At 67.5% G+C, this 25,860-nt stretch carries 22 protein-coding genes; 2 read left to right on the forward strand and 20 right to left on the reverse strand.

The annotated features are described in order from the left end of the window. Positions 1-46: 46 nt before the first annotated feature. Together RHOSA_RS0101200 and RHOSA_RS0101205 are read right to left on the reverse strand one after the other, a co-directional pair. Positions 47-1,426, reverse strand: coding sequence for a glutamate--cysteine ligase (locus tag RHOSA_RS0101200; RefSeq protein WP_027287248.1), 1,380 nt, complete (start codon positions 1,424-1,426; stop codon positions 47-49). Between the two features lie 73 nt (positions 1,427-1,499). Further along, positions 1,500-2,294: a 16S rRNA (uracil(1498)-N(3))-methyltransferase gene (locus tag RHOSA_RS0101205; RefSeq protein ID WP_027287249.1), complete on the reverse strand. Its 795-nt coding sequence runs from the start codon at positions 2,292-2,294 to the stop codon at positions 1,500-1,502. Positions 2,295-2,426: 132 nt separating this feature from the next. Here RHOSA_RS0101205 and ubiA point away from each other — a divergent pair, with 132 nt between their 5' ends. Beyond that, positions 2,427-3,422, forward strand: coding sequence for a 4-hydroxybenzoate octaprenyltransferase (ubiA, locus tag RHOSA_RS0101210; RefSeq protein WP_081728356.1), 996 nt, complete (start codon positions 2,427-2,429; stop codon positions 3,420-3,422). Next, positions 3,419-4,087, forward strand: coding sequence for a class I SAM-dependent methyltransferase (locus RHOSA_RS0101215; RefSeq protein ID WP_027287251.1), 669 nt, complete (start codon positions 3,419-3,421; stop codon positions 4,085-4,087). The genes ubiA and RHOSA_RS0101215 overlap by 4 nt, the downstream gene beginning before the upstream one ends. A gap of 96 nt (positions 4,088-4,183) precedes the next feature. Here RHOSA_RS0101215 and pnp read toward each other — a convergent pair whose 3' ends face one another. From pnp to RHOSA_RS19655, 18 genes are all read right to left on the reverse strand, one after another. After that, complete coding sequence (gene pnp, locus RHOSA_RS0101220; RefSeq protein ID WP_027287252.1) at positions 4,184-6,304, reverse strand: polyribonucleotide nucleotidyltransferase; 2,121 nt, start codon at positions 6,302-6,304, stop codon at positions 4,184-4,186. A gap of 327 nt (positions 6,305-6,631) precedes the next feature. Beyond that, entirely contained in the window at positions 6,632-6,901 is a 270-nt protein-coding gene (gene rpsO / locus RHOSA_RS0101230; protein WP_027287254.1) for a 30S ribosomal protein S15, read from the reverse strand. Between the two features lie 87 nt (positions 6,902-6,988). Then, a complete protein-coding gene (gene truB / locus RHOSA_RS0101235) occupies positions 6,989-7,921 on the reverse strand; it encodes a tRNA pseudouridine(55) synthase TruB (protein ID WP_027287255.1) in 933 nt (310 codons plus the stop codon). Positions 7,922-7,956: 35 nt separating this feature from the next. Next, positions 7,957-8,424 (reverse strand): 30S ribosome-binding factor RbfA, encoded by a 468-nt coding sequence (gene rbfA / locus RHOSA_RS0101240; RefSeq protein ID WP_027287256.1) that lies wholly within the window; start codon positions 8,422-8,424, stop codon positions 7,957-7,959. A 158-nt stretch (positions 8,425-8,582) separates the two neighbouring features. Further along, the gene (gene infB / locus RHOSA_RS0101250; protein ID WP_027287257.1) at positions 8,583-11,351 is read right to left on the reverse strand and encodes a translation initiation factor IF-2; all 2,769 of its coding nucleotides are present in this window, start codon (positions 11,349-11,351) and stop codon (positions 8,583-8,585) included. A gap of 80 nt (positions 11,352-11,431) precedes the next feature. Then, positions 11,432-12,211, reverse strand: a complete 780-nt coding sequence (locus RHOSA_RS19640; protein WP_081728358.1) for an RNA-binding protein — start codon at positions 12,209-12,211, stop codon at positions 11,432-11,434. Between the two features lie 56 nt (positions 12,212-12,267). Then, a complete protein-coding gene (gene nusA, locus RHOSA_RS0101260) occupies positions 12,268-13,806 on the reverse strand; it encodes a transcription termination factor NusA (RefSeq protein ID WP_027287258.1) in 1,539 nt (512 codons plus the stop codon). A gap of 87 nt (positions 13,807-13,893) precedes the next feature. Next, positions 13,894-14,520 (reverse strand): ribosome maturation factor RimP, encoded by a 627-nt coding sequence (gene rimP / locus RHOSA_RS19645; protein WP_081728359.1) that lies wholly within the window; start codon positions 14,518-14,520, stop codon positions 13,894-13,896. A 334-nt stretch (positions 14,521-14,854) separates the two neighbouring features. Further along, entirely contained in the window at positions 14,855-15,574 is a 720-nt protein-coding gene (trmB, locus tag RHOSA_RS0101270; RefSeq protein ID WP_027287259.1) for a tRNA (guanosine(46)-N7)-methyltransferase TrmB, read from the reverse strand. Between the two features lie 102 nt (positions 15,575-15,676). Continuing rightward, entirely contained in the window at positions 15,677-16,852 is a 1,176-nt protein-coding gene (gene metK, locus RHOSA_RS0101275) for a methionine adenosyltransferase (RefSeq protein ID WP_027287260.1), read from the reverse strand. 214 nt (positions 16,853-17,066) lie between these two features. Then, positions 17,067-17,555: a helix-turn-helix domain-containing protein gene (locus RHOSA_RS0101280; protein WP_037255470.1), complete on the reverse strand. Its 489-nt coding sequence runs from the start codon at positions 17,553-17,555 to the stop codon at positions 17,067-17,069. Positions 17,556-17,762: 207 nt separating this feature from the next. Then, positions 17,763-19,370, reverse strand: coding sequence for an apolipoprotein N-acyltransferase (gene lnt, locus RHOSA_RS0101285; protein ID WP_027287262.1), 1,608 nt, complete (start codon positions 19,368-19,370; stop codon positions 17,763-17,765). A 141-nt stretch (positions 19,371-19,511) separates the two neighbouring features. Continuing rightward, entirely contained in the window at positions 19,512-20,378 is an 867-nt protein-coding gene (locus RHOSA_RS0101290; RefSeq protein WP_051432387.1) for a hemolysin family protein, read from the reverse strand. 128 nt (positions 20,379-20,506) lie between these two features. Further along, entirely contained in the window at positions 20,507-21,016 is a 510-nt protein-coding gene (gene ybeY, locus RHOSA_RS0101295; protein WP_051432388.1) for an rRNA maturation RNase YbeY, read from the reverse strand. A gap of 242 nt (positions 21,017-21,258) precedes the next feature. Beyond that, entirely contained in the window at positions 21,259-22,329 is a 1,071-nt protein-coding gene (locus RHOSA_RS0101300; RefSeq protein WP_037255476.1) for a PhoH family protein, read from the reverse strand. Then, positions 22,326-23,771: a tRNA (N6-isopentenyl adenosine(37)-C2)-methylthiotransferase MiaB gene (gene miaB / locus RHOSA_RS0101305; protein WP_051431679.1), complete on the reverse strand. Its 1,446-nt coding sequence runs from the start codon at positions 23,769-23,771 to the stop codon at positions 22,326-22,328. The genes RHOSA_RS0101300 and miaB overlap by 4 nt, the downstream gene beginning before the upstream one ends. Before the next feature lie 177 nt (positions 23,772-23,948). After that, positions 23,949-24,833 (reverse strand): lysophospholipid acyltransferase family protein, encoded by an 885-nt coding sequence (locus tag RHOSA_RS19650; protein ID WP_081728360.1) that lies wholly within the window; start codon positions 24,831-24,833, stop codon positions 23,949-23,951. Between the two features lie 31 nt (positions 24,834-24,864). Next, positions 24,865-25,698 carry a GNAT family N-acetyltransferase gene (locus RHOSA_RS19655; protein WP_051431680.1) on the reverse strand — a complete coding sequence of 278 codons (834 nt, stop codon included), beginning with the start codon at positions 25,696-25,698 and terminating at the stop codon, positions 24,865-24,867. Positions 25,699-25,860 lie beyond the last annotated feature (162 nt).

Consider the following 25,860-nt stretch of genomic DNA (forward strand, 5'->3'; position numbering starts at 1 on the left):
ATAGCGGCCTTATCTCAGGGCTCACGGCCCTATTGCTGGCGCCTGCTCAGTACGAATAGCGCCGATAGATCGGATCGACCGACTGGTTCCACTTGCCATGGTAGTGGCGGAGCTTCTCTTCCGCCCAGGTCTCACCGGAGTCCACGATCCGCTTGAGCGGGGTCAGGAACTGACGCTCGTCCTGGCCGAAGATGCCATCGGTGTTGTTGCGGGTCGCCAGACCGTGATCGGCGATCTCCAACGTCTCGCGCGCGAGATCCAGCACGCGCGTCCCCCCGACCTGTGCCTTCAGGCCATGGCGCGGCACCTGCGCACGCAGCTCCTGCAACTCCTCGACCGTCCAGCCTTTCATCAGGTCCCAGGCAGCGTCGAGGGCGCTGCTGTTGTACAGCAACCCGACCCAGAACGCCGGCAGCGCGCATAGCACGTGCCACGGTCCGCCGTCGGCGCCGCGCATCTCGATATAGCTCTTCAGCCGGACCTCGGGGAACAGCGTGGTCAGGTGATCCGACCAGTCGGACATATGGGGAACTTCTCCCTCGAAGCCTTCCAGCTTGCCGTTCAGGAAGTCCCGGAACGACTTGCCGGCGACGTCGTGGAACACCCCGTCGCGGAAGACGAAGTACATCGGCACGTCGAGCACGTAGTCGACGTAGCGCTCGAAGCCGAAGCCCTCGTCGAACACGAACGGCAGCATGCCGCAGCGGTCGGGGTCGGTATCGGTCCAGATGTGGCTGCGATAGGACAGGAAGCCGTTCGGCTTGCCCTCGGTGAACGGCGAATTCGCGAACAGCGCCGTGGCAACCGGCTGCAGCGCGAGGCCGACGCGCATCTTCTTCACCATGTCGGCCTCGTCGGCGAAATCCAGGTTCACCTGCACGGTGCAGGTGCGCAGCATCATGTCGAGGCCGAGGGTGCCGACCTTGGGCATGTAGTTGCCCATCACCTCGTAACGCTGCTTGGGCATCCAGGGCATTTCGTCGCGCCGCCAGTCGGGCGTGAACCCCATACCCAGCATGCCCACGCCGAGCGGTTGGGCGACCTGCTTCACCTGCGACAGATGCTGGTTCACCTCACGACAGGTCTCGTGCAGCGTGCGCACCGGCGCCCCGGACAGTTCCAGCTGCCCGCCCGGTTCGAGCGAGACGTTGCAGCCGTGCCTGCCTTTGAGGGCGATCACGTGCCCGTTCTCCTCGACCCGCTGCCAGCCGTAGCGGGCGATCCCCTCGAGCAGGTTCTCGATCCCAGGCTGACCTTCCGGCGCCGCGTAGGGGACCGGGCGGTGGCCATCGACGGTATAGACGAACTTTTCGTGTTCCGTCCCGATCCGCCAGTCGCTGCGCGGTTTGCAGCCATCGGCCAGGGACTGCACCAGCTGGTCGCGACGTTCGATCGGCGCGCCCTTGGCGGTCGGGGGAGCGGACATTGGCGGTCTCTTCTTGGCGGCAGGAAACGAAGGTGGACGACGGGCGAAGCGGGGCGCGCGAACGCCCCGCAGCTCAGCTGCGAAAGGGCGGCCGGGCGTCGCCGTCACCGAGCCAGGCTTGCCAGCAGGCGATGAGCGCGATCGCGGCCGTATCGGCGCGCAGCACCCGCGGCCCCAGCCCAGCGGCGGTAACAAAGGGAAGTTTGTTAAGGGCGTCAAGTTCCGCTTCGGTGAAGCCGCCCTCGGGCCCGACGAGGACCGCCCAAGGCGCGGTGTTGGCGGCTCCTGCCGCCCGGCCCCCGGCCTGCTCGCGGGCCTGCGCCACCTGCTCGGCGACCGGCGGCGCTTCGCCCGACTCCGCGCCCAACAGCAGGTGGCGCTCAACCGGCCAGGTCTCCAGCAGCGCACGCAGGCGGATCGGCTCTGCAACCTCGGGCACGCTCAGGCGTTCGCACTGCTCCGCCGCCTCCCGGCAGTTGGCGCGCAGCCGCTCGCAGTTGACCCGGGAGACATCGGTGTTCTGCGTGAACACGGGCAGCAGGCGGGAAACGCCGAGCTCGCAGGCCTTCTCCACCATGAAGTCCAGGCGCGCGCGCTTGATCGGTGCGAACAGCAGCCAGAGGTCGGGCTCGGGCTGTTGCTCCCGGCGCTGGTCGAGCACGGCGAGCGAGGCCCAGCCCTTGCCCAAGGCGTCGATCCGGGCGCGCCATTCGCCGTCGCGCCCATTGAACAGCGCCAACTCCGCCCCGGTCGACAGCCGCAGCACCGAGCGCAGATAGTGTGCCTGCTGATGGTCCAGCCCCACCGTTTGCCCCGCGCCCAGCGCGGGGTCGACGAACAGGCGGGTAGCGATCGGGTTGGCGGTCACGGGCAGAAACTCGATTCGATCCGGCGGTAGCGCGTATGGGATGTGGCGGGTATGTAACAGGGACCGCGCTAGACGTTCGGTTACGGTGTGCCACCTTGAGCCGACGGCGTTCCAGTGAAAAGATCGCGCCCCATGACAGTCGCCGGCAACAACACCCCCCAGGCCCCGCAGCAAGGCGCGAGCCCGCAGCGCGCCTCGGCGAGCGGGCACGCCCCGGACACACGCAGCGACATCCCAACGGGCACCTGGGTCGACCGCTATCCGCCCAAGGCCTGGCGGCCGTTCCTGCGCCTGGCACGGGCGGACCGGCCGATCGGCACCTGGCTGCTGCTCTGGCCCTGCTGGTGGTCGGCCTCGATGGCCGCGGCAGCACACGGGCAGATGCCGAGCATCTACCTGTTGGTGCTGTTCGCGATCGGCGCGCTGGTGATGCGCGGGGCCGGCTGCACCTATAACGACGTGGTCGACCGGGATATCGACGGCGAGGTGGCGCGTACCGCCACGCGACCAATCGCCGCTGGACTGGTCAGCCTCAAGGAAGGCTGGGCACTGCTGGTCGGCCTGTCGCTGGTCGGGCTCGCGGTGCTCGTGCAGCTAGGCTTCCCGGCGATCTGGCTGGGGCTGATCTCGCTGGGACTGGTCGCTGCCTATCCGTTCATGAAACGGATCACCTACTGGCCGCAGGCCTGGCTCGGCCTGACCTTCAACTGGGGCGCGCTGGTCGGCTGGGCGGCGGTGGACCACGCATTGGCGCTGCCGGCGCTGCTGCTCTACCTGGGCGGGATCGCCTGGACGCTCGGCTACGACACGATCTACGCCCACCAGGACAAGGAAGACGACCTGCTGATCGGCGTGAAATCGTCAGCGCTCAGGCTCGGCAACTGGACGCATCCGGCCCTGGTCGTGTTCTTCCTGATCGCGCTCACCTTCTGGACCGCCGCCGGCTGGGTCGCCGGGCTGCCCGCCGCCTACCTGATCGGCATCGGCGCGGTCGCGCTGCACTTCGGCTGGCAGATCCTCACCCTCGACATCGACAACCACCAGGACTGCCTGACCAAGTTCAAGGCCAACCGCTACGTCGGCGCCCTGCTGCTCGCCGGCATCCTGCTGGCGGCCGGAGGGGCATGAACGATCCGCTTTCCAACGCCGCGCGCACACCCGCTGCCTTCGTGCGCGAACAGACCAGCCTGGAAAGCCCCCGCCTGATCCCGGAGATCGCGATCTACGGGGCAAACGAGCTGAACCCGCTGTGGCATGCGAGCGAGGAGGAATTGGCGGAGAACGGCGTGCCGCCCCCCTATTGGGCGTTCGCCTGGGCCGGTGGGCAGGCGCTGGCGCGCTACCTCTTGGACACGCCGGAGGTGGTGCGCGGCAAGCGGGTGCTGGACTTCGCCGCCGGTTCCGGCCTGTGCGCGATCGCGGCCCTCAAGGCCGGCGCGGCCGCGGCGACGGCGAGCGACCTCGACCCGTTCGCCTGCGCGGCGATGCAGCTTAACGCCACCGCCAACGACGTCTGGCTGGACGTCACCGACGCCGACATGATCGACGCGCCGGGCAATTGGGACGTCGTGCTGGCCGGCGACGTCTTCTACGAGCGCGAGATGGCGCAACGGGTCGCGCCCTGGCTGAAGCGGCTGGCGCGCGGCGGCGCGGCGGTGCTGGTCGGCGACCCGCACCGCCACTACCTGCCGAGCGACGGGTTCACCAGACTGGCACACTACACCGTGCCCACCACCCGCGAGCTGGAAGACCGCGAACTCTGCGCCACCAGCGTTTGGCGGGTGGCGGGGTAGCGGGTCGGCGCCTGCGCTATAGACACGAAAAAGGGCGGCACCCGGGGGTGCCGCCCTTAATCGTGCGCAGGAATGCGCTGGGAAAGTCGGAGCCGGTTAGCTCGCGACCTTCTCGCCCAGATCCTCGCCGGTCTGCTGGTCGACCTGACGCATCGACAGCTTCACGCGGCCGCGATCGTCGAACGACATGCACTTCACCTTGACCATGTCGCCTTCGTTGACGACGTCGGTCACCTTGCCGACGCGCTCGTCGGACAGTTCGGAGATGTGCACCAGGCCGTCCTTCTGGCCGAGGAAGTTCACGAAGGCGCCGAAGTCGACCACCTTCACGACCTTGCCGTCGTAGATCTTGCCCGGCTCCGGCTCGGCGACGATGCCCTTGATCCAGTTGATCGCCGCGTTGGCCGCATCGGCGTTGACGGCGGCGACCTTGACGGTGCCGTCATCCTCGATGTCGACCTTGGCGCCGGTCTCCTCGCAGATCTCGCGGATCACCTTACCGCCGGTGCCGATGATGTCGCGGATCTTGTCCTTCGGCACGTTGATCACGGTGATCTGCGGGGCACGATCGGACACGCCCTCGCGCGCGGTCGTCAGCGCCTTCTGCATCTCGCCCAGGATGTGCAGCCGGCCGTCGCGGGCCTGGTTCAGGGCGATCTGCATGATCTGCGGCGTCACACTAGTGATCTTGATGTCCATCTGCAGCGAGGTAACGCCCGCCTCGGTGCCGGCGACCTTGAAGTCCATGTCGCCCAGATGGTCCTCGTCGCCCATGATGTCGGACAGGACGGCGTAGTCGTCGCCTTCCTTGATCAGACCCATGGCGATGCCGGCCACCGAACGCGGCAGCGGCACGCCGGCGTCCATCATCGACAGCGAGGCGCCACACACCGAAGCCATCGAGGAGGAGCCGTTACTCTCCGTGATCTCCGAGAGGACGCGGACCGTGTAGGGGAAGTCCTCCTTGCTCGGCATCACCGGGTTGAGCGCGCGCCAGGCCAGCTTGCCGTGGCCGATCTCGCGCCGGCCCGGGGAGAGCATGCGGCCGGTCTCGCCCACCGAATAAGGTGGGAAGTTGTAGTGCAGCATGAACGCCTGGCGGTACTCGCCCTCCAGCGCGTCCACGATCTGCTCGTCCTGGCCGGTGCCCAGCGTGGTGGTCACCATCGCCTGGGTCTCGCCGCGGGTGAACAGCGCGGAGCCGTGGGTGCGCGGCAACACGCCGACCTCGGAGACGATCGGACGCACGCCCTCGACCCGGCGGCCGTCGATCCGGTTGCCGGTCTCGATAATCGAGCCGCGGACGATGTCGCGCTCCAGGTCCTTGATGACCGCCGGCGTGATCGCGTACTCGACCTCGTTCTCCTCGCCGATCGCCTCCAGCGCCTCGGTCCGGACAGCCTCCAGGGCCTCCTGGCGCTGCTTCTTGTCGACGATCTGATAGGCCGCGCGCAGCTTGTCGGAGACCTGCTCCTTGAGCTTGGCGTGGACCGTCTTCTTCTCTTCCGGATCCTCCGGCACGTCCCAGGGATCGTTGGCGCATTCCTCGGCCAGCTCGATGATCGCGTTGATCACCTTCTGGTACTGCTCCTGGCCGAAGTTCACGGCGCCTAGCATGGTCTCCTCGGACAGCTCCTTGGCTTCCGACTCGACCATCATCACGCCTTGCTGCGTGCCGGCGACGACCAGATCGAGATCGCCGTTCGGCAGGTCGGCCTGGGTCGGGTTCAGGACGTACTCACCGTCCTTGTAGCCGACGCGGCAGGCGCCGATCGGGCCCATGAAGGGCATGCCCGAGATCGTCAGCGCGGCGGAGGCGCCGACCATCGCCACGACGTCCGGATCATTCTCCAGATCGTGGCTCAGGACGGTGCAGATGACCTGCGTCTCGTTCTTGAAGTTCTTGGCGAACAGCGGACGGATCGGGCGGTCGATCAGGCGGGAGGTCAGGGTCTCCTTCTCGGTCGGCCGGCCCTCACGCTTGAAGAAGCCGCCCGGGATCTTGCCGGCGGCCGCCGTCTTCTCCTGGTAATTCACGGTCAGGGGGAAGAACGGCAGGTGCGGCTTCGGCGTCTTGTCGCCGACGGCCGTGCACAGCACCACCGTATCGCCGTAGCGAGCCATCACAGCGCCATCGGCCTGGCGGGCGACGCGGCCCGTCTCCAGCACCAGCGGGCGCCCGCCCCAATCAATTTCCTTGCGGTGTACGTCGAACATCTTCTCTCTCGATTCCTTATCCGGTTGACCGGCCGGTTGCGGCAGCCGGACCCGCGCAAACGGCGAAATCCCCGCAGGCAGCAGACCGCCTGCAGGGCACGCGCCGCTTACGTCGGCCCGGCTCTATCGAAGCCCGCGCGCCGACCGGTCCACGCGGGCTCCATCTTCAAGGTGTCGGGGACAATGCCATACCACGCCCCGCCCCGCACACAGCCGATCTGCCGCGTTGGCAAGAGGCCGATACGCACCGCCCGGCACGCGGCCGGGCGGAAAGTCTTCTCGATGCGGGGTCGGGCGCAGACCATGGCCGCCTGAGGCGCGCGCCGCTTAGCGGCGCAGGCCCAGCGACTGGATGGTCTTGTCGTAGCGCGACTTGTCCTTGCGCTTCAGGTAATCCAGCAGCCGCCGACGCTGACCGACCATGATCAGCAGGCCCCGGCGGGAGTGGAAGTCCTTCTTGTGGTCCTTCATGTGCTCGGTCAGGTTCTGAATCCGCTCCGTCAGGATCGCGATCTGAACCTCCGGCGAGCCGGTGTCGTTGTCGTTGGCACCGTATTCCTTCACAAGCTCCTGCTTGCGCTCGGTCGTGATCGACATCGGGTAAGTCGTCCTCTTGGGTTCGGTTGTTTTCAGTGCCGGCGCAGCCCCGCAGCGGTCCGAAGGGCTTAGTTTGCGTGACCGGCTTTAGAGGTTGAGTACGCGCACCGGGCGAAGCTCGCCCGCCTCGAACCGGGCCAGCGCGACCGGCCGGTCGTCCGTCTTGGTGAAGACGACGTCACCGTTATCCAGATCGCGCAGGCGTTCGAGATGGGACCGTTGAAGCAGCGACACGCTTTGGCCACTGCGCAACCGGTTCGCCTCGGCGTCCGACAAGGCCAGCGCCGGGATGTCGTCCAGCGCGGTCTCGATCGGAAGCAGGTACTCGAAGGCGCCGGGACTATGCCCCAACGCCTCCAGCGATTCCAGGGAAATCATGTGATCTTCCCGGAAGCCGCCCACCCGGGTCCGGCGCAGGGCCGACAGGTGGCCGAAAGTGCCGAGCGCGTCCGCGATGTCGCGGGCGAGCGCCCGGATGTAGGTGCCCTTGCCGCAGGTGCAGACCAATGTGGCGTGGTCGCGGTCGTCGATCCGCTCCAGGCTCAGGCTGTCGATCCGCGCCGCGCGCGGGGCCAGGTCCGGCTGGCCGCCATCGCGCGCGATGTCGTAGGCGCGCTGCCCATCGACCTTGATCGCGGAATAGGCCGGCGGCACCTGCTCGATGGTCCCCGTGAACGCAGGCAGCAGATCGCGCAGCGCCTGCTCATCCGGGCGGGCATCGGTTTCGGCCGTCACCTGGCCATCGGCGTCGTCGGTGTCGGTCGCCTGGCCCCAGCGCACGGTAAAGCGGTAGGTCTTAGTGCCCTCCATGGTGTAGGCGACCGTCTTGGTCGCCTCGCCCATGGCGATCGGCAACAGCCCGCTGGCCAGCGGATCCAGCGTACCGCCATGCCCGACCTTCTTGGGGTGAAGGACCTTCTTCAACCGGTTCAGCGCCTGCGTGCTGGTCAGGCCGACCGGCTTGTCCAGCGCCAGCCAGCCATCGATCCGGTTGCCCTTCGCCTTGCGCTTGTCGCTCATCTTTTCCGCGTTCGTTCGGGTCTTGGTTGGGCGCGTCAGGCGCCGCGGTCTGGGTCGTCCGGCAGATCGGAGTCCGTGTTCTCGCCGGTATCGATCGGCCCGCCGGGCGCGTCCGGATCGTCGCTCAGGTCCTGGCGGACCCGCGGCTTGCGCAGCAGCGCGTCGACCCGGGCCGCCTCGTCAAACGAGCGGTCCGGGGCGAACCGCAGTTCCGGGGTATACTTGAGATCGATCTCCCGGCCCAACTGGCCACGGAAATAGCGCGCGGCCCGGTTCAACGCGGCGGCCAGATCCTCCGGCGTCCCATCCGCGAAGGGCAGCACATAAGCGGTCGCCGCCTTCATGTCCGGGCTGACGCGGACCTCCGTCACGGTGACGTTCATGTCCGCCAGCTCCGGGTCGCGAATATCGCCGCGCGCCAGGATCTGCGAGAGGGTGTGGCGCAGCTGCTCGCCCACGCGGAGCTGGCGCTGGCTGGGAGCTTTCGCTCGCTGGCGTGCCATGGAAAACCGTACGTCTCTCGGTTCCGTGCAAACCAACGCCGCCGGCACCCGCCCCACATCAGGGGGCTGGTGCTGGCGAACGGCGTCGGTCGTGTTGAAAACTGCCTATCGGCCGTACGCGGCCGGACGTCGAGGCGAGGCGAGGCGAGCGGCCCGCGTTACAGCGTCCGCTGCACCTCCTTGACCTCGTAGCATTCGAGCACGTCGCCTTCCTGGATATCTTCCCAGTTCTCCAGCGAGATACCGCACTCGTAGCCGTCTTTGACCTCGCGCACCTCGTCCTTGAAGCGCTTCAAGGTCTTCAGGTTGCCTTCGTAGATCACCCGGTTGTCGCGCAGCAGACGCACACCGGCGCCCCGCTTGACCACACCTTCGGTGACACGGCAGCCGGCCACCTTGCCGACCTTGGTGACGCTGAACACCTGCCGGATCTCGGCGTAGCCGATGAACTCCTCGCGCGCTTCCGGCGAAAGCATGCCCTGCAGGGCCTGCTTCACGTCGTCGATCAGGTTGTAGATGACCGAGTAGTAGCGGATGTTCACGCCTTCCTGCTTGGCCATCTCGCGGGCCTTGCCGTTGGCGCGCACGTTGAAGGCGATGATCACCGCGCCGGACGCGCCGGCGAGCGTGACGTCGCTTTCGTTAATGCCACCCACGCCGTGGTGCAGGATGTTCGGCTGAACCTCGTCGTTGCCGATCTGGCCGAGCGCGCCCTGGATCGCCTCCAGCGAGCCCTGGACGTCGGCCTTGATCACGACCGGCAGCTCGCTCGCCTGGCCTTCCTTGATCTGGCTGAGCATCGTCTCCAGCGACGCCCGGCCGGAGGCGGCAACCTCCTTCTCGCGCTGACGCTCCTGGCGATACTCGGAAATCTCGCGAGCCCGCTGCTCGTTGTCGACGACGATCACCTCGTCACCGGCCTTGGGCGTGCCCTGCAGGCCCAAGAGCTCGACCGGGATCGACGGGCCGGCGCTGTTGACGTTCTCGCCGCGGTCGTTGACCAGGGCGCGCACGCGGCCCCACTCGGCGCCGGCGACGAAGTTGTCGCCCTTCTTGAGCGTGCCGCGCTGCACCAGGATGGTGGCGACCGGACCGCGGCCCTTCTCCAGCTTGGCCTCGACGACGACGCCTTCGGCGGCGCGGTCGGGGTTGGCCTTCAGCTCCAGGATTTCCGCCTGCAGCAGAATCGCCTCTTCCAGCTGATCCAGACCCTCGCGGGTGGTGGCGGACACTTCGATCGCCTGGGTTTCGCCGCCCATGTCCTCGGTGACGATCTCGTAGTTCAACAGCTCCTGGCGGACCTTGTCCGGGTTCGCCTCGGGCTTGTCGCACTTGTTGATCGCCACGACGATCGGCTTCTCGGCCGCCTTGGCGTGGTTGATCGCCTCGACCGTCTGGTCCTTCACGCTGTCGTCCGCGGCGACCACCAGTACGACGATGTCGGTGACGTCCGCCCCGCGCGAGCGCATCTGCGTGAACGCCGCGTGGCCCGGCGTATCCAGGAAGGTGATCCCGGCGCCGCCGGACAGCACGACCTGATACGCGCCGATGTGCTGGGTGATGCCGCCGGCCTCGCCCGCAACCACGTCGGTCTTGCGCAACGCGTCGAGCAGCGAGGTCTTGCCGTGGTCGACGTGGCCCATGACCGTGACCACGGGGGCCCTCGGCTTGAGGTCTTCCTCGCGGTCCTCTTCCGTGTGCAGGACGTCCTCGACATCGGCATCGGACACGCGCTTGGGCGTGTGGCCGAATTCCTGGACGATCAGCTCGGCGGTTTCGGGATCGATCGACTGGTTGATCGTCGCCATCGTGCCGAGCTGCATCAGCTGCTTGATCACGTCGCCGCTGCGCTCGGCCATACGGTTGGCCAGCTCGCCCACGGTGATGACGTCTGGAATCTGTACTTCGCGCACGACCTTCTTCGGGGGCTGCTGGCTCTGTTGCTGCTTCTGGCGTTGGCGCTGGCGCTTGAGCTGCGCCTGCGAGCGGGACCGATTCCCCTCGCCGCCTTCCAACGCCTGACTGATGGTCAAACGGCCGCGCCGACGGTCGTCGCCGCCTTTGTTACGGCCACCGCCGCCGGGCTTCTTCTCGCCGCCCTTGGCGCGCTTGACCCGACCGCCGGCTTCCTCGGCCGCGGCATCGTCCTTGTCGCGCGCTTCCTTCGCCTTGCGCTTGGCCCTGGCGTCGGCCGTCTCCTCCGACTCGGGCACGGGCGCGGCTTCGGGTTCCGCCTCCGCGGCCGGCTGAGAGTCGGCCGCGGCTGGCGCGTCCGCGCCCGTGTCCTGGGGCGTCTGCTGGGCCGCTTCCTCGGCCTCCTTCTGGCGCTGGCGCTCGGCCTCCTCGGCCTCGAGCTGCTTGCGCGCCTCCTCCTCGGCCTGGCGGCGCTTCTCTTCTTCCTCGCGGCGCTGAGCCTCTTCCTCGGCCTGGCGGCGCCGGCGCTCCTCTTCTTCCTGACGCTTGCGCTCCCGCTCCTCGCGGTCACGCTCCGCCTGTTCCAAGGCGCGCAGACGCGCTTGGCGCTCGCTCTCGGTCAGCGTGCGGCCGGTGCGCTGCTGCTCGCGCTCCAGGGTCCGGGTCGCCTGCTCTTCCGGCGTACTGCGGGACTCGGCCGGCTGCTGCGGCTGGCTCTTCGCCTGCGCGGGCTGCTGACGCTGCCCGCTGGGAGCCTGCTGGCCGGTCGGCTGCTGGAAAGCTTTCTCGGCTTCCTGCTGGCCACTGCCCTGCTGGACTTCGGTCATGCGGCCGCTTTCGCCGCGCTGATAGGTGCGCTTGCGCTTGACCTCGACCGAGACCTGCTTGGAGCGGCCGTGACTGAAGCTCTGCTTCACCTGGCCTTGCTCGACCGTCTTGGACAGCTCGAGCTTGCCGGGCTTCTTGAGCTTCAGTTTCTTGTTGTCGTCGCCGTCGTCACTGTTCGTCGTCATATCGCTCCGGCGCTCGTCTGGTGAGCTTGTTCGTGTGTCCCGCCGGCCTGGTTGCCGGCGTCTCGTGCGTGCCTGACCCGTTAAGGCCCGTTCGTCCCGCGCGCGGCTTCCACGTCCCGAGGCGCGCCCGACGGCCCGTCGCTGCCACATGCGCGATCGACGCTTGACGCCGCATCGTCAGCACGGTCCAGCGCGAACGGGGCCGGCGCGAACGCCTGGTAGCGCCAAGCGTCGAGCAGCAGCCGGTCGGCATGACCGCCCCGGCGCAAGGCCAGATGCATACTGCGCTCGCGGCCGATCATCCGGCCCAACTCGGCGGAGTCGAACCCCTCGATCACCGGCAGGTCCGGACGCACCGCCACAGCCACCCGGCGCACCTTGTCACGGCTGTCGGCGGCCGTGTCGGCCGCCTGCAGCAGCACGCCGGCCGCGTCGCGCTTCAGCAGGGTGCGCACCTTCTCGAAACCGGCCACGACATCGCCCGCCGCGCGAGCCAAACCGATCCGGTCCAGGCAGCGCCGACGCAGCAGATGCGCGACTTGGTCGGCCAAGTCGTCGGGGACGGTGACCTGGGCGCGCGCAGCGCGGGCGAACAGCCGTTTCCGGCGCGCCTTGTCTATCATATCCGGTCGCGGGCGTAACCACAAACCGCGTCCGGGCAAGTCCTCCCCGGGGTCGGGGACGATCTGCCCGTCCGGTCCCACGCCGAAGCGCAGCAGCCGGGCCTTGTCGTCGACCTCGCCGCTGGCGATACAGCGCCGCTGTGGCCCCTTTGGCTGCGGTGCCGTCGCCGAGTCCTCGGCCGCGGCACGGTCCGTCCCGTCGGTCTGCGGTCGCCCGCCCGTCGGTTGCGCGCTCACGTCGCTCGCGATCTCCCACAGACGGGTTTGTTGGCCGGCGCGCCGACGAGAGGCAGCTAGCTGCCCTCCGTCGCCGGGGCGTCTCCGCCCTCGAACCAGTGGGCGCGGGCGGCCATGATGATCTGACCGGCGTCGTCCTCGCTCGGGGCCTCGTCGCCCAGCATCTCGACCAGCTCGTCGCTGGCAAGATCGGCCAGATCGTCACGCGTCTTGATGCCGTTCTCGCCCAGCTTGACCAGCATGTTGCCGGTCAGCTGCTCCATCTCCGCCAGCGCGTCGCTGACGCCGAGCTCCCGGCGCCGGTCGGTCAGCTCACTTTCGCGCTCTTCCAGGTAGGATTGCGCGCGGTTGCGCAGCTCCTCGGCGACCTCCTCGTCGAAGCCCTCGATCTCGGTCAGGTCCTCGATCGGGACGTAGGCAACCTGGTCGATCGCCGTGAAGCCCTCAGCCACCAGGAGATGGGCGATCACGTCGTCGACGTCCAGCGCATCGATGAACATCTGGCTGCGCTGACGGAATTCCTCGGAACGCCGGCGAGACTCCTCGTCCTCGGTCAGGATGTCGATGTCCCAACCGGTCAACTGGCTGGCCAAGCGCACGTTCTGCCCGCGCCGACCGATGCCGAGCGACAGCTGGTCGTCGGGCACCACGACCTCGATCCGGCCCTGGTCCTCGTCCAGCACCACCTTGCTCACCTCAGCCGGGGCGAGCGCGTTGACGACGAAGGTCGCCGGCTCTTCCGACCAGGGGATGATGTCGATCTTCTCGCCCTGCAGCTCGCCGACCACGGCCTGCACCCGGCTGCCGCGCATGCCCACGCACGCGCCCACCGGATCGATCGAGCTGTCGTGGCTGAGCACACCGATCTTCGCCCGGGAGCCCGGATCGCGCGCCACCGACTTGATCTCAATGATGCCGTCGTAGATCTCCGGCACTTCCTGGCGGAACAGGTTCGCCATGAACTGCGGGTGGCTGCGCGACAGGAAGATCTGCGGGCCGCGCGGCTCCTCGCGCACATCGTAGATGTAGGCACGGATGCGGTCGCCGGTGCGGTAGGTTTCACGCGGCAGCGATTCATCCCGGCGCATGATCGCCTCGGCGCGGCCCAGGTCGACATAGACGTTGCCGAACTCGACCCGCTTGACGATGCCGTTGACGACCTCGCCGACGCGGTCCTTGTACTCCTCGTACTGCCGCTGGCGCTCGGCGTCGCGAACCTGCTGGACGATCACCTGCTTGGCCGTCTGTGCAGCGATCCGCCCCAAATCGATCGGCGGCAGTTCCTCGACGACGTGCTCGCCGACCTGGATGTTCGGGTCCTGCACCTTGGCGTGGTCGAGCGGCAGTTGGGTATGCTCGTCCTCGATATCCGCCGCGCTCTCTACGACCTCGCGGTACCGGCGCAGCTTGATCTCGCCGCTCCTGCGGTCGATCTCCGCGCGGATATCGTGCTCGTGGCCGTATTTGGCGCGGCCGGCCTTGGAGATGGCCGACTCCATTGCCAGCAGGACCTCTTCGCGGTCGATCCCCTTCTCCCGGGCGACCGCATCGGCCACCTGCAGCATTTCCGTCTTAAAGGCCGTTGCCGTATCCATCGTCGCTCTCGTTCTCGCCTGCTTGGCCGCCGTCGTGTGCAGGATCGGCAGCCGTCCAATTGTGGTCGTGCGGTTTTCGAGGAAGGCTCAGGACTTACCGCGCCGGGCCTTCTTCGCCTGTTTCTCTTCCTGCTTGGCGGCCTTCTGGGCCTGCTTCAGCATCTCGTCGGTCAAAACCAGCTTCGCCTTATCGATCTCGTCGAAGCCGATCCGCCATTCCAGGCCATCGACTTCCATCGACAGCTCGCCGTCAACCACGCCGAGCAGCTCGCCTTTCAGGCGGCGCCGGCCCTCGAACGGCTCGACCAGCTCGACCTTGGCGGTGAAGCCGGCGAAGCGGTCGAAGTCGCTCAATCGGGTCAACGGCCGGTCCATGCCGGGGGAGGAGACCTCCAAGTTGTAGCCGCTTGGCAACGGGTCCTCGACGTCCAGGATCGCCTCGATCGCCTGGCTGCAATCCGCGCAGTCCTCGACGTCGATGATCGAGCCGTCCGCCGGCTCGACCATGACCTGCAGGCGCGCATCGTCGCCCTGCCCGGTCAGGATGGTGCGCACCACCCGGAAGCCCATCGCCTCCAGCGTCGGCTCGACCAGCGCCTCGATCTCCGCGGCCTTGCCGGTCGCGGTCTTGCGCGGCTCGGTCTGCTGCGCGGGCTGGGCACCGACCGTCTCCGGCGGGCTCTGCGGATCCTTGGTCTGGGCGTCGTCGGCCATGCCCCCCTCGCGGGTGCGTCCTTCATGCCTGCTGGTGGCAATCGGCACGCCCAAGCCTCTCACGGCTCGGCGCGCCGACCTTGTCCGGTTGTCATGAGTCCGATGGCCGATAACAAAAAAGCGGGCCATCAGGCCCGCCCTTCGGCGGCCCGGTCGGCGGCGTCGAACGCTGCCAACCGAACTATGACAGTTTGTAAAATAGCGCGCGACCGGCCCGCTCGCAAGTCCCGTGCGGCCGGAAGTCGTCATTATCCCTTGGCTGCGCGCGCATTCGCTTTGGCGCGCGACCACGGCTGGCAGGAGCAAGCCCCGTAACGGGATATCAAGCTGGGTCTCAGGCTGTCCGGGGCCGCCGGCGATAGGACAGGAAGATCGGCTGCCGGCCGGCCTCGATCGCCTTCTGCTCGTACCGGGTGCCCGGCCAATCGTCCGGGCGCCGGCGCCAATCCGCCGCACATGCCGCGGTCCAGTCGAACGCCCCATGGCGTTCCAACTCGATCAACATCCAACGCTGATAGTCCGGATCGTCGGTCGCCAGACGCAGTTCGCCACCATCGGCCAGCACATAGGCCAACTGGTCCAGCTGCGCCTGCTGGACGAAACGACGCTTATGGTGCCTGCGCTTGGGCCAGGGGTCGGGAAACAGGACGAACGCCCGGGACAGGCTGGCTTGCGGCAGGACATCCAGCAGGTCGCGCCCGTCATCCGGATAGACCCGGAGGTTGCGCGTCAGCCCCTCGCGATCGACCTGGCGCAGCAGCCGGGCGATACCGTCGCGGAAGTGTTCCGCCCCGATCAGGCCGACCTCGGGATGGTGCGCGGCCTGCCAGGCCAGATGCTCGCCGGCGCCAAAGCCCACCTCGAGCCAGATTTCCTGGATGTCGCACGCGAACAAAGCGTGCGGGTCGAGCGGACCGCTTTTCGGCAGGTCGACCCGCAGGCGCGGCAGCAGTGCCTCCATGACCTGCTGCTGGGCCGGGCGCAGCGGCCGGCTCTTGTGCCGGCCGTGCAATTCCCGGTGCGGGCGATCATCCTGCGGCGGAGGTTGGCGCATAGCTCGCAGACGGCATCGAGGGAAGCAAACACGTGCAGCGGCGAGACCCAGGTCTTCGCCCAATGGCGAAGGGACCCCGCCGCTGGGCGGTCAGAGCGAACGCTACTTGATGTTGTAGGCGTTCTTCAGATCGTCGACGAGGTCGAGCTTCTCCCACGAGAAACCGCCATCGCCGTCCGGATGCCGACCGAAGTGGCCGTAGGCCGCGGTGCGGGCGTAGATCGGCCGGTTCAGCTTGAGGTGAGTGCGGATGCCGCGCGGCGACAGGTCCATCAGCTCCCGCAGCACGCCGGCCAGCTTGTCGGTGTCGACCTCGCCGGTGCCATGGGTGTCGATGTAGACGCTGAGCGGCTTGGCGATGCCGATGGCGTAGGACAGCTGAATCGTGCAGCGCCGCGCCAACCCGGCGGCGACCACGTTCTTCGCCAGGTAACGGCCCGCGTACGCGGCCGAGCGGTCGACCTTCGACGGATCCTTGCCGGAGAAGGCGCCGCCGCCGTGCGGCGCCGCGCCCCCATAGGTGTCGACGATGATCTTGCGTCCCGTAAGACCGGCGTCGCCGTCCGGACCGCCGATCACGAAGCGCCCGGTCGGGTTCACGTAGAACTCTTCCTCCGGGCACATCCAGCCGTCGGGCAGCACGTTGGTGACGTGCGGACGCACCAACTCACGGACCTGCTCGCTGCTCGCCGCCTCGCTGTGCTGGGTGGAGACCACCACGCTGGTCGCGCGCACCGGTTCGCCCGCGCGATATTCCAGGGTGATCTGGCTCTTCGCGTCGGGCTGCAGCTCCGGCTCGGCGCCGGAATGACGCGCCTCGGCGAGCGATTGCAGGATGTTGTGGGCGTAGTAGATCGGCGCGGGCATCAGATCCGGCGTCTCGTCGCACGCAAAACCGAACATGATACCCTGGTCGCCAGCGCCTTCGTCCTTGTCCTCACCGGCGTCAACGCCTTGGGCGATGTCGGCGGACTGCTCGTGCAGGTGGTTCTCGAAAGCAGCCGTGTTCCAGTGGAAGCCGTCCTGCTCGTAGCCGATCTCGCGGACCGCCCGGCGCGCAACCTCTTCCAGCAGATCGCCGGTGACCGATGCCGGACCGCGCGTCTCGCCGGCCAGGATGATCCGGTTGGTGGTGGCCAGCGTCTCGACCGCGCAGCGCGAATTCGCGTCGTGCGACAGGAAGGTATCGACGATGGCATCGGAAATCCGGTCGCAGACCTTGTCCGGGTGGCCTTCGGAGACGGACTCACTGGTGAAGAGGTAACTATCGCGTCGCACGCTGATACGCTCCGGAGATTGGACTGGAGGGGCGGAACCGGCCGATCGGTCGGTTAAGCGGGTCGCGGATCAGGTGAACCGCAGCGCGGCAAACAGTTGCCGCGCCATGCCCGCTGGGTCAAGCGCGTAAACGGGGAAGCGTGCGGGCCAAACGCCGGGCGCCCACGGACGCAGGTCAGCTTTCGAAATCCGGATGACGATGAGCGGAGGAGTCTCAGCCGGCGTGCTCGTCCCGCGTAGGCTCGGCCTCGTCCTCATCCTCGCCGTGCACGGCCAGGGTCTTGGTCAGGTCGAACAGGCGCTTGCGGACGTGTGGATCGGCGATGCGGTAGTAAGCACGCACGAGTTCAAGCGTCTCGCGCTTGGCCATCGGGTCCGGCTCGTAGGGCTCCGGTTCCTCGTAAAGGCCTTGGGCCAGCGCGGGGGAGCGCTCTTTCGTCTCCGGGCTCATTTCCTCGTAAAAAAAGGAAACCGGCACGTCGAGCACGCGCGCGAGATCGTACAACCGGCTGGCACCGATACGGTTTGCGCCACGCTCGTATTTCTGAACCTGCTGGAAAGTCAGACCGATCGCTTCGCCCAGCTTTTCCTGGCTCATTCCCAGAAGGGTCCGGCGCAATCGCACGCGGCTGCCCACATGCACATCGATCGGATTAGGTTGGCCAGAGCCACGCCCGTAAGTCGGTTTTTCGCCGCCGGTCATGCGTCCTTTTTCTCCCAACGCCGGGAACGGATCGTTGGGCCGTTCTTCTATTCACACACCAGTATGCGGTCAACAAAGGAATGAGGCCCCGCAATCCCCACTACACGGCGTTATAGTACGTGACGGTCTCAAGCATGTACAGGAATACGATGGTACACGTTTAGCGGGCAATCACTTGATAAACGCGAGCCTAGCGCGCGCGAAATCTCAGAAGCGACGCAAAAGCAATGCGATACCCAAAACGATCAGGACGAGAAAACCCGCAATCAAATCACCGAAACGCGCATAGAACGTTCCCCCAGCGATTGCTTGAGGCAACGGTCCGTCCAAAATACCTACTTTTTGCAGACCCAGTTGCCGCAGTGTCCGGCCCCAGGGATCGACGATCACGGAAATGCCGGTATTCGCCGCACGCACCAGCGGCAAGCCCTGCTCGATCGCGCGCAGCCGGGCACTCGCGAGGTGCTGGTAGGGGCCGGAGGAAACGCCGAACCAGGCATCATTGGTGATGTTCAGCAACCACGCCGGCTGTGTGCCCGACGTCGTCACCTCCTGCGGGAAGATCACTTCATAGCAGATCAAGGCCGAAAAGGGCGGCAGACTTGGTATGTCGAGCGTGGTCTTCCGGCGGCCCGGGGTGAAGTCGGTCGACCCTTGGGTCAGCTTCGGAAACGGCAGGTACTGGCGCAACGGCACATACTCGCCGAACGGCACCAGATGCACCTTGTCGTACGCCGCCAACTCCCGGCCATCGGCGCCAAGGGCGAGCAGGCTATTGTGGTAGACCCGACGGTCGTCCTGCTGCGTAACCCTTGGCGCGCCGGTAAGCAGCGCGCCCCCCTCCGGCGCGGCGCGGGCGAGCAGTCTGCGCAGCTCGGGCTGGCGCGACAGGAAGTAGGGCACAGCCGTTTCCGGCCAGATCACATGCGTGCGGCTGTCGAAGCCCGCGCGCCGCGACAGGTCGATGTGCTTGCGCACGTGCGCCAGGCGCAGGTCGTCCCGCCATTTCAGGTGCTGGGGAATCCCAGGCTGGACCAAGCGCAGGCGAATGCCGTCGTGGACCTGCGCCCCCGGCGGCGGTGCGGCCTGCAGGCGCAAGATCCCGCCCCCGCCGAGCAGGACGATGATCCCCAGCGCCGCCGCCACGCTGGCCCAGGCGCCCCGTCGGCCGCCGGCCCAGCCCAGCAGCGCCGGCAGGCCGGCCGCGAGCACGGTCAGCAGGCTGAGTCCCCAGGCCCCGATCAACGCGGCGGCCTGCTGCGCAGCCGGCCAGAACCCCCAGACGGTCGCCGCTAGGTTCCAAGGGAAGCCGGTCAAGAGCTGCCCGCGCAGCCATTCCGCAAGCGTCCAAACCGCCGCCAGCGCCAGGACGCGCGCGACCCCTTGCGCCGTACCCGACGGACGGTCCCACAACGGCAGGGCCCGCAAGGCGGCCAGCATCAGCCCCTTGTAGATCGCCAAGCCCGCCGCGAGCCCCAGCACGGCGAACGGCATCATCCAGGCATAGCGCGCGGCATCGACGAAAAAAGCAATGCCGATCCAGTAAAGCCCGGCGGCGAAGTGCCCCAGGCCGAACGCCCAGCCGACCCAGAAAGCCGCGCGCACGCGCGTCGTCCCGCTGGTCAGCCATAAAAGGCCAACCACCGCAGGCACCAGCAACGGAACCAGATAGACCGGCGGCAGGGCGAGCGCGGTCGAAGCCCCCAGCAGGGCCGCCAAGGCGAGTCGGCGCCAGCCGGTTAGCTGCGCCGTGCGCCCAGCCAGGCGCGCCAGCGGCGCATCGAGGGTCGGCTCCCGGGTGTCGGCAGCGGTCATGGGCGCTCTTTGATCTGCATGAATGGGGTACAGGCCTGGAATACTGTCCGTGCCCCGCCTCCATGTGAGGGAAGAGAGCTCGACAAGACAGCTTGCCGAACCGGTCGTACAGGCGGTTTAGACCATCGAGCGGTCCGTGGCCTACCCCTCCGCATCCTCGCTGGAGACATGCCAGGGCGGGAGGTTGCGCACGCGCAGGCGCTTCACACGACGCGGGTCGGCTTCCATCACCTCGAAGGAAACGCCGCTGTCGTGGACGATCAATTCGCCGCGACCAGGAACCCGCCCGGCGATGTAGAACACCAGCCCGCCCAGCGTATCGATGTCCTCCTCGCGCTCGTCATCGGTCAGCATGGCGCCGACACGCTCCTCGAACTCCTCGATCGGGGTGCGCGCGTCGGCGACCAGCGAACCGTCGGGCCGGGCGACCAGCTTGGGACCCTCGGCGACGTCGTGCTCGTCCTCGATCTCGCCGACGATCTCCTCGACCAGGTCCTCGATGGTGATCAGACCGTCGATACCGCCGAACTCGTCAACCACCAGCGCCATGTGCACGCGCGACAGCCGCATCTCCAAAAGCAGGTCGAGCACCGGCATCGATGGGGCGACGAACAGCACCTCCCGGGTGATCCGGGACAGCTTGAAGCCGGCAGCATCCTTGGCGTGCGCCAGCACGTCCTTGATGTGCACCAGCCCGATCACGTCGTCCAGGCTGTCGCGGTAGACCGGCAGGCGCGAGTGGCCGCCCTGGCTCATCACGTCGATCAGGTCGTCGAGCGAACTGTCGACGTGAACGGCGCGGATGTCGGCGCGCGGCACCATCACGTCGTAGGCGGTCAGGTGACGCAGATGCAGGATATTCGCCAGCATCACCCGCTCGTGGGTGCCGATGGCGCTGCCTTCCTGGTCCTCGCGCTCGCTCTCCTCGATGATCTCCTCGATCGTCGACCGCAGGGAAGAATGGTCGCCGCCGCGCTGACGCACCAGGTTACGCAGCCAGGTGCCCATCAGTTGCGCCAGCGTCTGCTCGCCTTCCTCGGACGCCTTGGTCTGCGCCGGACGCCCCTGGCCGTTGGCACGCACAGCCGTATTGGCCGTGCGCGGCTCGCCGGTCGGCGTGCTCCAGCCGTTGTCGCTCATTCCCCACCTCCCGTGGACGCCTCGCCCGGCTGGGCGCTTTCCGCGGCCAGTGCATAGGGATCCGCGATTCCGAGCCCGGCGAGCACGCGACGCTCCAAGGCCTCCATCGTCTCCGCCTCGGCCGCGGCCATATGGTCGTAGCCCAGCAAGTGCAGCAGGCCGTGCACACACAGATGGCTCAGGTGATCGCCCGTCGCCTTGCCCTGGTCGTCGGCCTCGCGCAATACGGTCTCGCGCGCCAGCACCACGTCGCCCAGCAGCACCGGCTCGCCGTCGGGCGAATCGGGGGCTTCGACGTCTTCCAGGTTGGCGAAGGAGAGAACGTTGGTTGGCTTGTCCTGGTCGCGGTAGTCGCGGTTCAGCGCCTGCACCGTGGCGTCGTCGGTGAGCACGACGCTCACCTCCGCCCCGTCGGGCGCGAACGCCTGGGCGCCATCGGACAAGCCTGCCCAGGCCGCTTTGGTGGCCCGCTCGGCCAGAGCGTCGGCCGCGGGCACATCATGCATCCAGGTGTCGTCCTGGATCAGGACCGCCACCTCCAGGGCGCCGGCGTTCGCGTGCGGCGCGGGCTGGATCGGCGGCCCGCCGGTACTTGAGTCGGTTTGCGTCTCTGCGCCCGGACTTGAAGCCTCCGGCCCGGGCGCGCTGGTGGGGGAGCTTCTAGGTCGTTCGCTCATCTCAGGTCGCCGGTGATTGTCCTATGCTGATCGCCGGGGCGCGCGGTACCTCCGCTCTGCCCGCGGCACGGTCACCCCGCGTTGCCGCCGCCATCGTGACGCCGGTCGCTGCGGTTCTTGTCGCGCGCTTCGTAGGCGCGGACGATCTTGGTCACAAGCGGGTGGCGCACCACGTCCGCATCGGTGAATCGGACGACGCCCACGCCCTCCATACCCGTCAAAAGCTCGCAGGCATCGCGCAAACCGGACGGCTCGCCCTTGGGCAGGTCGACCTGCGACAGGTCGCCGGTGATCGCCATCCGGCCGTTCTCGCCCAGTCGGGTCAGGAACATCTTCATCTGCACAGCCGTCGTGTTCTGCGCCTCGTCCAGGATGACGAAGGAATTCGACAGCGTGCGTCCCCGCATGAAGGCCAGCGGCGCCACTTCGATCTCGCCCGAGGACAGGCGGCGCACCACCTGCTCCGCCGGCAGCATCTCGTAGAGCGCGTCCTGCAACGGACGCAGGTAGGGATCGACCTTTTCACGCAGGTCGCCCGGCAGAAAGCCGAGCCGTTCGCCCGCCTCGACGGCCGGGCGGGAGAGTATGATCCGGTCGACCCGGCCCTGCAGCAGTTCCTCCACCGCGACCGCGACGGCCAGATAGGTCTTGCCTGTCCCCGCCGGACCCAGGCCGAACACCAAGTCGTGATCGCGCAGCGCCTGGATGTAGCTGGCCTGCCGGTTGGAGCGCGGGGTGATCGTCTTGCGCTTGGTGCGGATCGCCAGATCCTCGGCATGCACCTGCGTCGCGCCCCGCTTGGCTTGGGCCGGCTGCGCGGCCGGCGGATCGGAGGGCTTATCGGCGCTGCTGTCGGACATGCGGATCGCGGCGTCGACTTCGTTCCGATCGACGCTCATCCCTTTCTCCAGGCGGCGGTAAAGCGCATTCAGGGTCTGCTCCGCGGCCGCCGCCGCATCGGGATCGCCGGTGATGGCGATCTTGTTGCCGCGGGTGGCGATCGAGACGTTAAGCTGTTGCTCGACCCGAGCGAGATGCTGGTCGTGCTCACCAAACAGCAGTGGCAGCAGACTGTTGTCGTCGAACTGCAGCTGCAACGGCTGGTCCGGGGTGGCCTGACTGCTAAAAGACGCGGGGCTCAAACGGCCGTGCTCTCCTCGATCCGGGTCCGCGGGGTGGTCGGCATACCTGTATCACCTGCCAAGGTGGCCTCGGCGAGGCGGCCGTGCAAGCTGTTGCCGCGCACGCTCAGCACCTCGACCTCGGCGATCCGGCCGATCCGAGTGTCCGGCGCCTCGACCGCCAAGCTCTGCATGTAGGGCGTCCGCCCGACCAACTGACCTGGATGCTTGCCCTTGCGCTCCAGCAGCACGGGCAACGTGCGGCCGACCGTCCGTGCATTGGCGGCCTGCTGCTGCGCGCCCAATAGCTGCTGCACCATCTGCAGGCGTTCGTCCTTCAAGGCTTCCGGGACCGGCTGACCCATCGTGGCGGCCGGCGTGCCCGGGCGGCTGGAGTATTTGAAGGAATAGGCATGGACGAAGCCGATGTCGGCGATCAGTTGCAGCGTTGCCGCGTGGTCGTCCGCCGTCTCGCCCGGGAAACCGACGATGAAGTCACTCGCCATCGCCAGATCCGGGTTCGCCTCCCGCAAGCGGCCGACGATCCGGCGATAGTCGTCGGCGCTGTGCCGGCGGTTCATCGCCTTCAGGATGCGGTCGGAGCCGGACTGTACCGGCAGGTGCAGGAACGGCATCAGTTGCGGCACATCGCGGTGGGCCGCGATCAGCTCCTCGTCGACGTCGAGCGGATGGCTGGTGGTATAGCGGATGCGCTCGATGCCATCGATCTCCGCCAGTTCGCGCACCAGCCGACCAAGCCCCCATTCGCCACGACCGTCCAGGCTTGCGCCGTGATAGGCGTTGACGTTCTGGCCCAGGAGCGTGACTTCGCGCGTGCCCTGCGCGGCCAGCCGTTTCGCTTCCGCAATGACCTGAGACGCGGGCCGGGAGAACTCCGCGCCGCGCGTATAGGGGACGACGCAGAAGGTGCAGAACTTGTCGCACCCTTCCTGGATCGACAGGAAGGCGGACGGACCCTGCGGCGCGCTCTCCTCCGGCAGGCGGTCGAACTTGTCTTCTTCCGGGAAATCGGTGTCCATCACGCCCCGGCGCCCATTTTCGTCAGCGGCGCCCTGGCGCTCCACCTGGGCGACCATCTCCGGCAGGCGGTGATAGGTCTGCGGGCCAACCACCATGTCGACCTGCGGCGCGCGCTTGAGGATTTCCTCGCCCTCCGCCTGGGCGACGCAGCCGGCGACCGCGATCAGCTGCCGCCCGGCCTCGGCCGGACGTTCCTGCTGCAGGGCGCGCAACCGGCCCAGTTCGGAATAGACCTTTTCCGCGGCCTTCTCGCGGATGTGGCAGGTGTTCAGGATCACCATGTCCGCATCCTCGGGCGCCTGCGAGGGCGCATAGCCGAGCGGCGCCAGGACGTCCGCCATGCGGGCGGAATCGTAAACGTTCATCTGGCAGCCGTAGGTCTTGATGTAGAGCTTCTTCTTCGCGCGCGTCGTGTCGCTCATTCGGGGTCCGTTATCGACATCTGTTGCGTGCAGCGGACCCTAGCACCGCCGATCGGTGACAGGCGAGTCCGTCTCGGTGAATAGGGCCACGCCGACGGGCGCAATCGCAGCAGCAAGCCCATCCTTCTCTCGCGGAGAGGGAAGCGAGAAGGGGAAGCGCCCCAGCGTCACGAGAAATCACTCCGCCGCGCGGCGCTCGTCCTCGCTGTCGTCGTGATCGTGGTCGTGATCATCGTCGTCCGGCTCGTCGTCGTCCGACACCGCAGTGCGGCCGCGCAACAGTTCGGCGACGCCACGGGCGACCTTGTCCTGGCAAGCCTGGGCCAGGGCCTTGCGCGTGCCCAGGTCGTCGATCGTCACCGGGGGATGGAACACCACCTCCGCTGTGATCGTGCCCAGACCCAGCACTTCCCAGATGTGCGGGGCCATATCCATGTCGCCATACCAGGCGACGAACGGGCGCAGGTAGCGGCCCATCGGCTGGTCGTCCAGCTTGGTATAGGTCAACGAGACCGGTTGCACGGTCAGCGGCTGGCCGTGCGGGCGTTTCTCGGCGACGGAGAACAGCGCGCTCTTGAACGGCAGCACGCGGTTGCCGTCGTCGCTGGTACCCTCGGGAAACAGGATCAGGTCGTCGCCCGCTTCCAGCCGGCGGGTCATCTCGTCGCGCTGCTGGGTGGTCTGACGGCGCGCCTCGCGATTGACGAACACCGTGCGCTGCAGCTTGGCGAGCAGACCGAAGAACGGCCAGTCGCGCACCTCCGCCTTGGCGACGAAGGACGCGCGCGGTAGCGCCGCGCCCAGGACAGCGATGTCCAGGTAGGAGACGTGATTGGCGGCGAACAGCACCGGGTGACCCTGCACCTTCTCGCCGTGCCGACGCAGTTTCAGGCCAAGCAGGCGCAGGCAGCGCTTGTGATACCACGTCGGCAAACGCTTGGCGGTCGGCAGGTGCACCACAAGCGCAAACGCCTGCACCGGAATCAGCGCCAGGGTGAACAGCGCATAAGCGATCAGACGAGCGATCGCGCGGGTGGGCGACTGAAAGGAAACTTCGGCCATGGGCGACTCGTTCGGGACCCCGGCGTGGCGCTCAGGCGTCCTCCCCGCTCGTCCGGGGAGCGGACTCGTCGCGGGTCAGATGGCGGACATAACGCTCGGTCACCAAGTCTGTCTTGACGATGACGCAGACGTCGGTGGTGTTGAACTCGTAATCGACCACCGCGCCGTCGCCGACAAACCCGCCCAGACGCAGATAGCCCTTGATCAACGGCGGCAGCGAGGCAAGCGCGCGCTTGGCGTTGAAGGCATCCGGAGCCAAGCGGTTCATCTCGACGTAGCGGCTGGCGAGCGCAACCGGGCGCAGCGCTTCCGGGGCTCGATGGTTATGATAGAGGTAGGAGAGTTGCGGCGCCAGCTCGTCCGGATCGGTGCCGTGCATCGAGCCGCAGCCGAACATGATGCGCACGTCGTAGTGCAGCACGTATTCCGCGATGCCGCGCCAGAGCAGCTGCATGATCGCCCCGGTGCGGTAGCCGGCGGCGACACAGGAACGGCCCAACTCCATGATCTCGCCCTCGGTATTCAAGAGTGGCGAGACATCGTACTCGTCGACCGTATAGAACTGCCCTGCGGACTGCGCCTGCGGACGGCGCATCAACCGGTAGGTTCCGATCACCGCACGCGGCCCGTCGCCGATCTGCTGGTCGAACACCAGCAGATGGTCGGCATGCGCGTCGTATCCGTCGAACTCCAGGCCCGCCTGTTCCTGCTCGGGCGTCGGCTTGGCCTTCATCTCCTCGCAGAACACCTGGTAGCGCAGGCGCTGAGAGGCGCGCACCTCCTCCGCGCTTTCCGCCAGGCGGATGTGCAGGTTGCCCGAGACCGCGTCGACGGGACGGGCCTCGTTGCGTTCACTGGGCTGCATCGCAGGTGTCTCTCTCCCTAGCACCGGCCGCGTCAGGCTGGCCGGCCTGGGTCAACCGCTGGGTCGTCGGTGTCGCCGCCAGATGTTTCGCGCCGGAGCGCCGGGCCAGTAGTCTAACGCACACATCTCAGCGCGCCTACGCCCGCGCCTGTCGTATCCGCT

Source organism: Rhodovibrio salinarum DSM 9154, from assembly GCF_000515255.1.
Lineage (GTDB): Bacteria > Pseudomonadota > Alphaproteobacteria > Kiloniellales > Rhodovibrionaceae > Rhodovibrio > Rhodovibrio salinarum.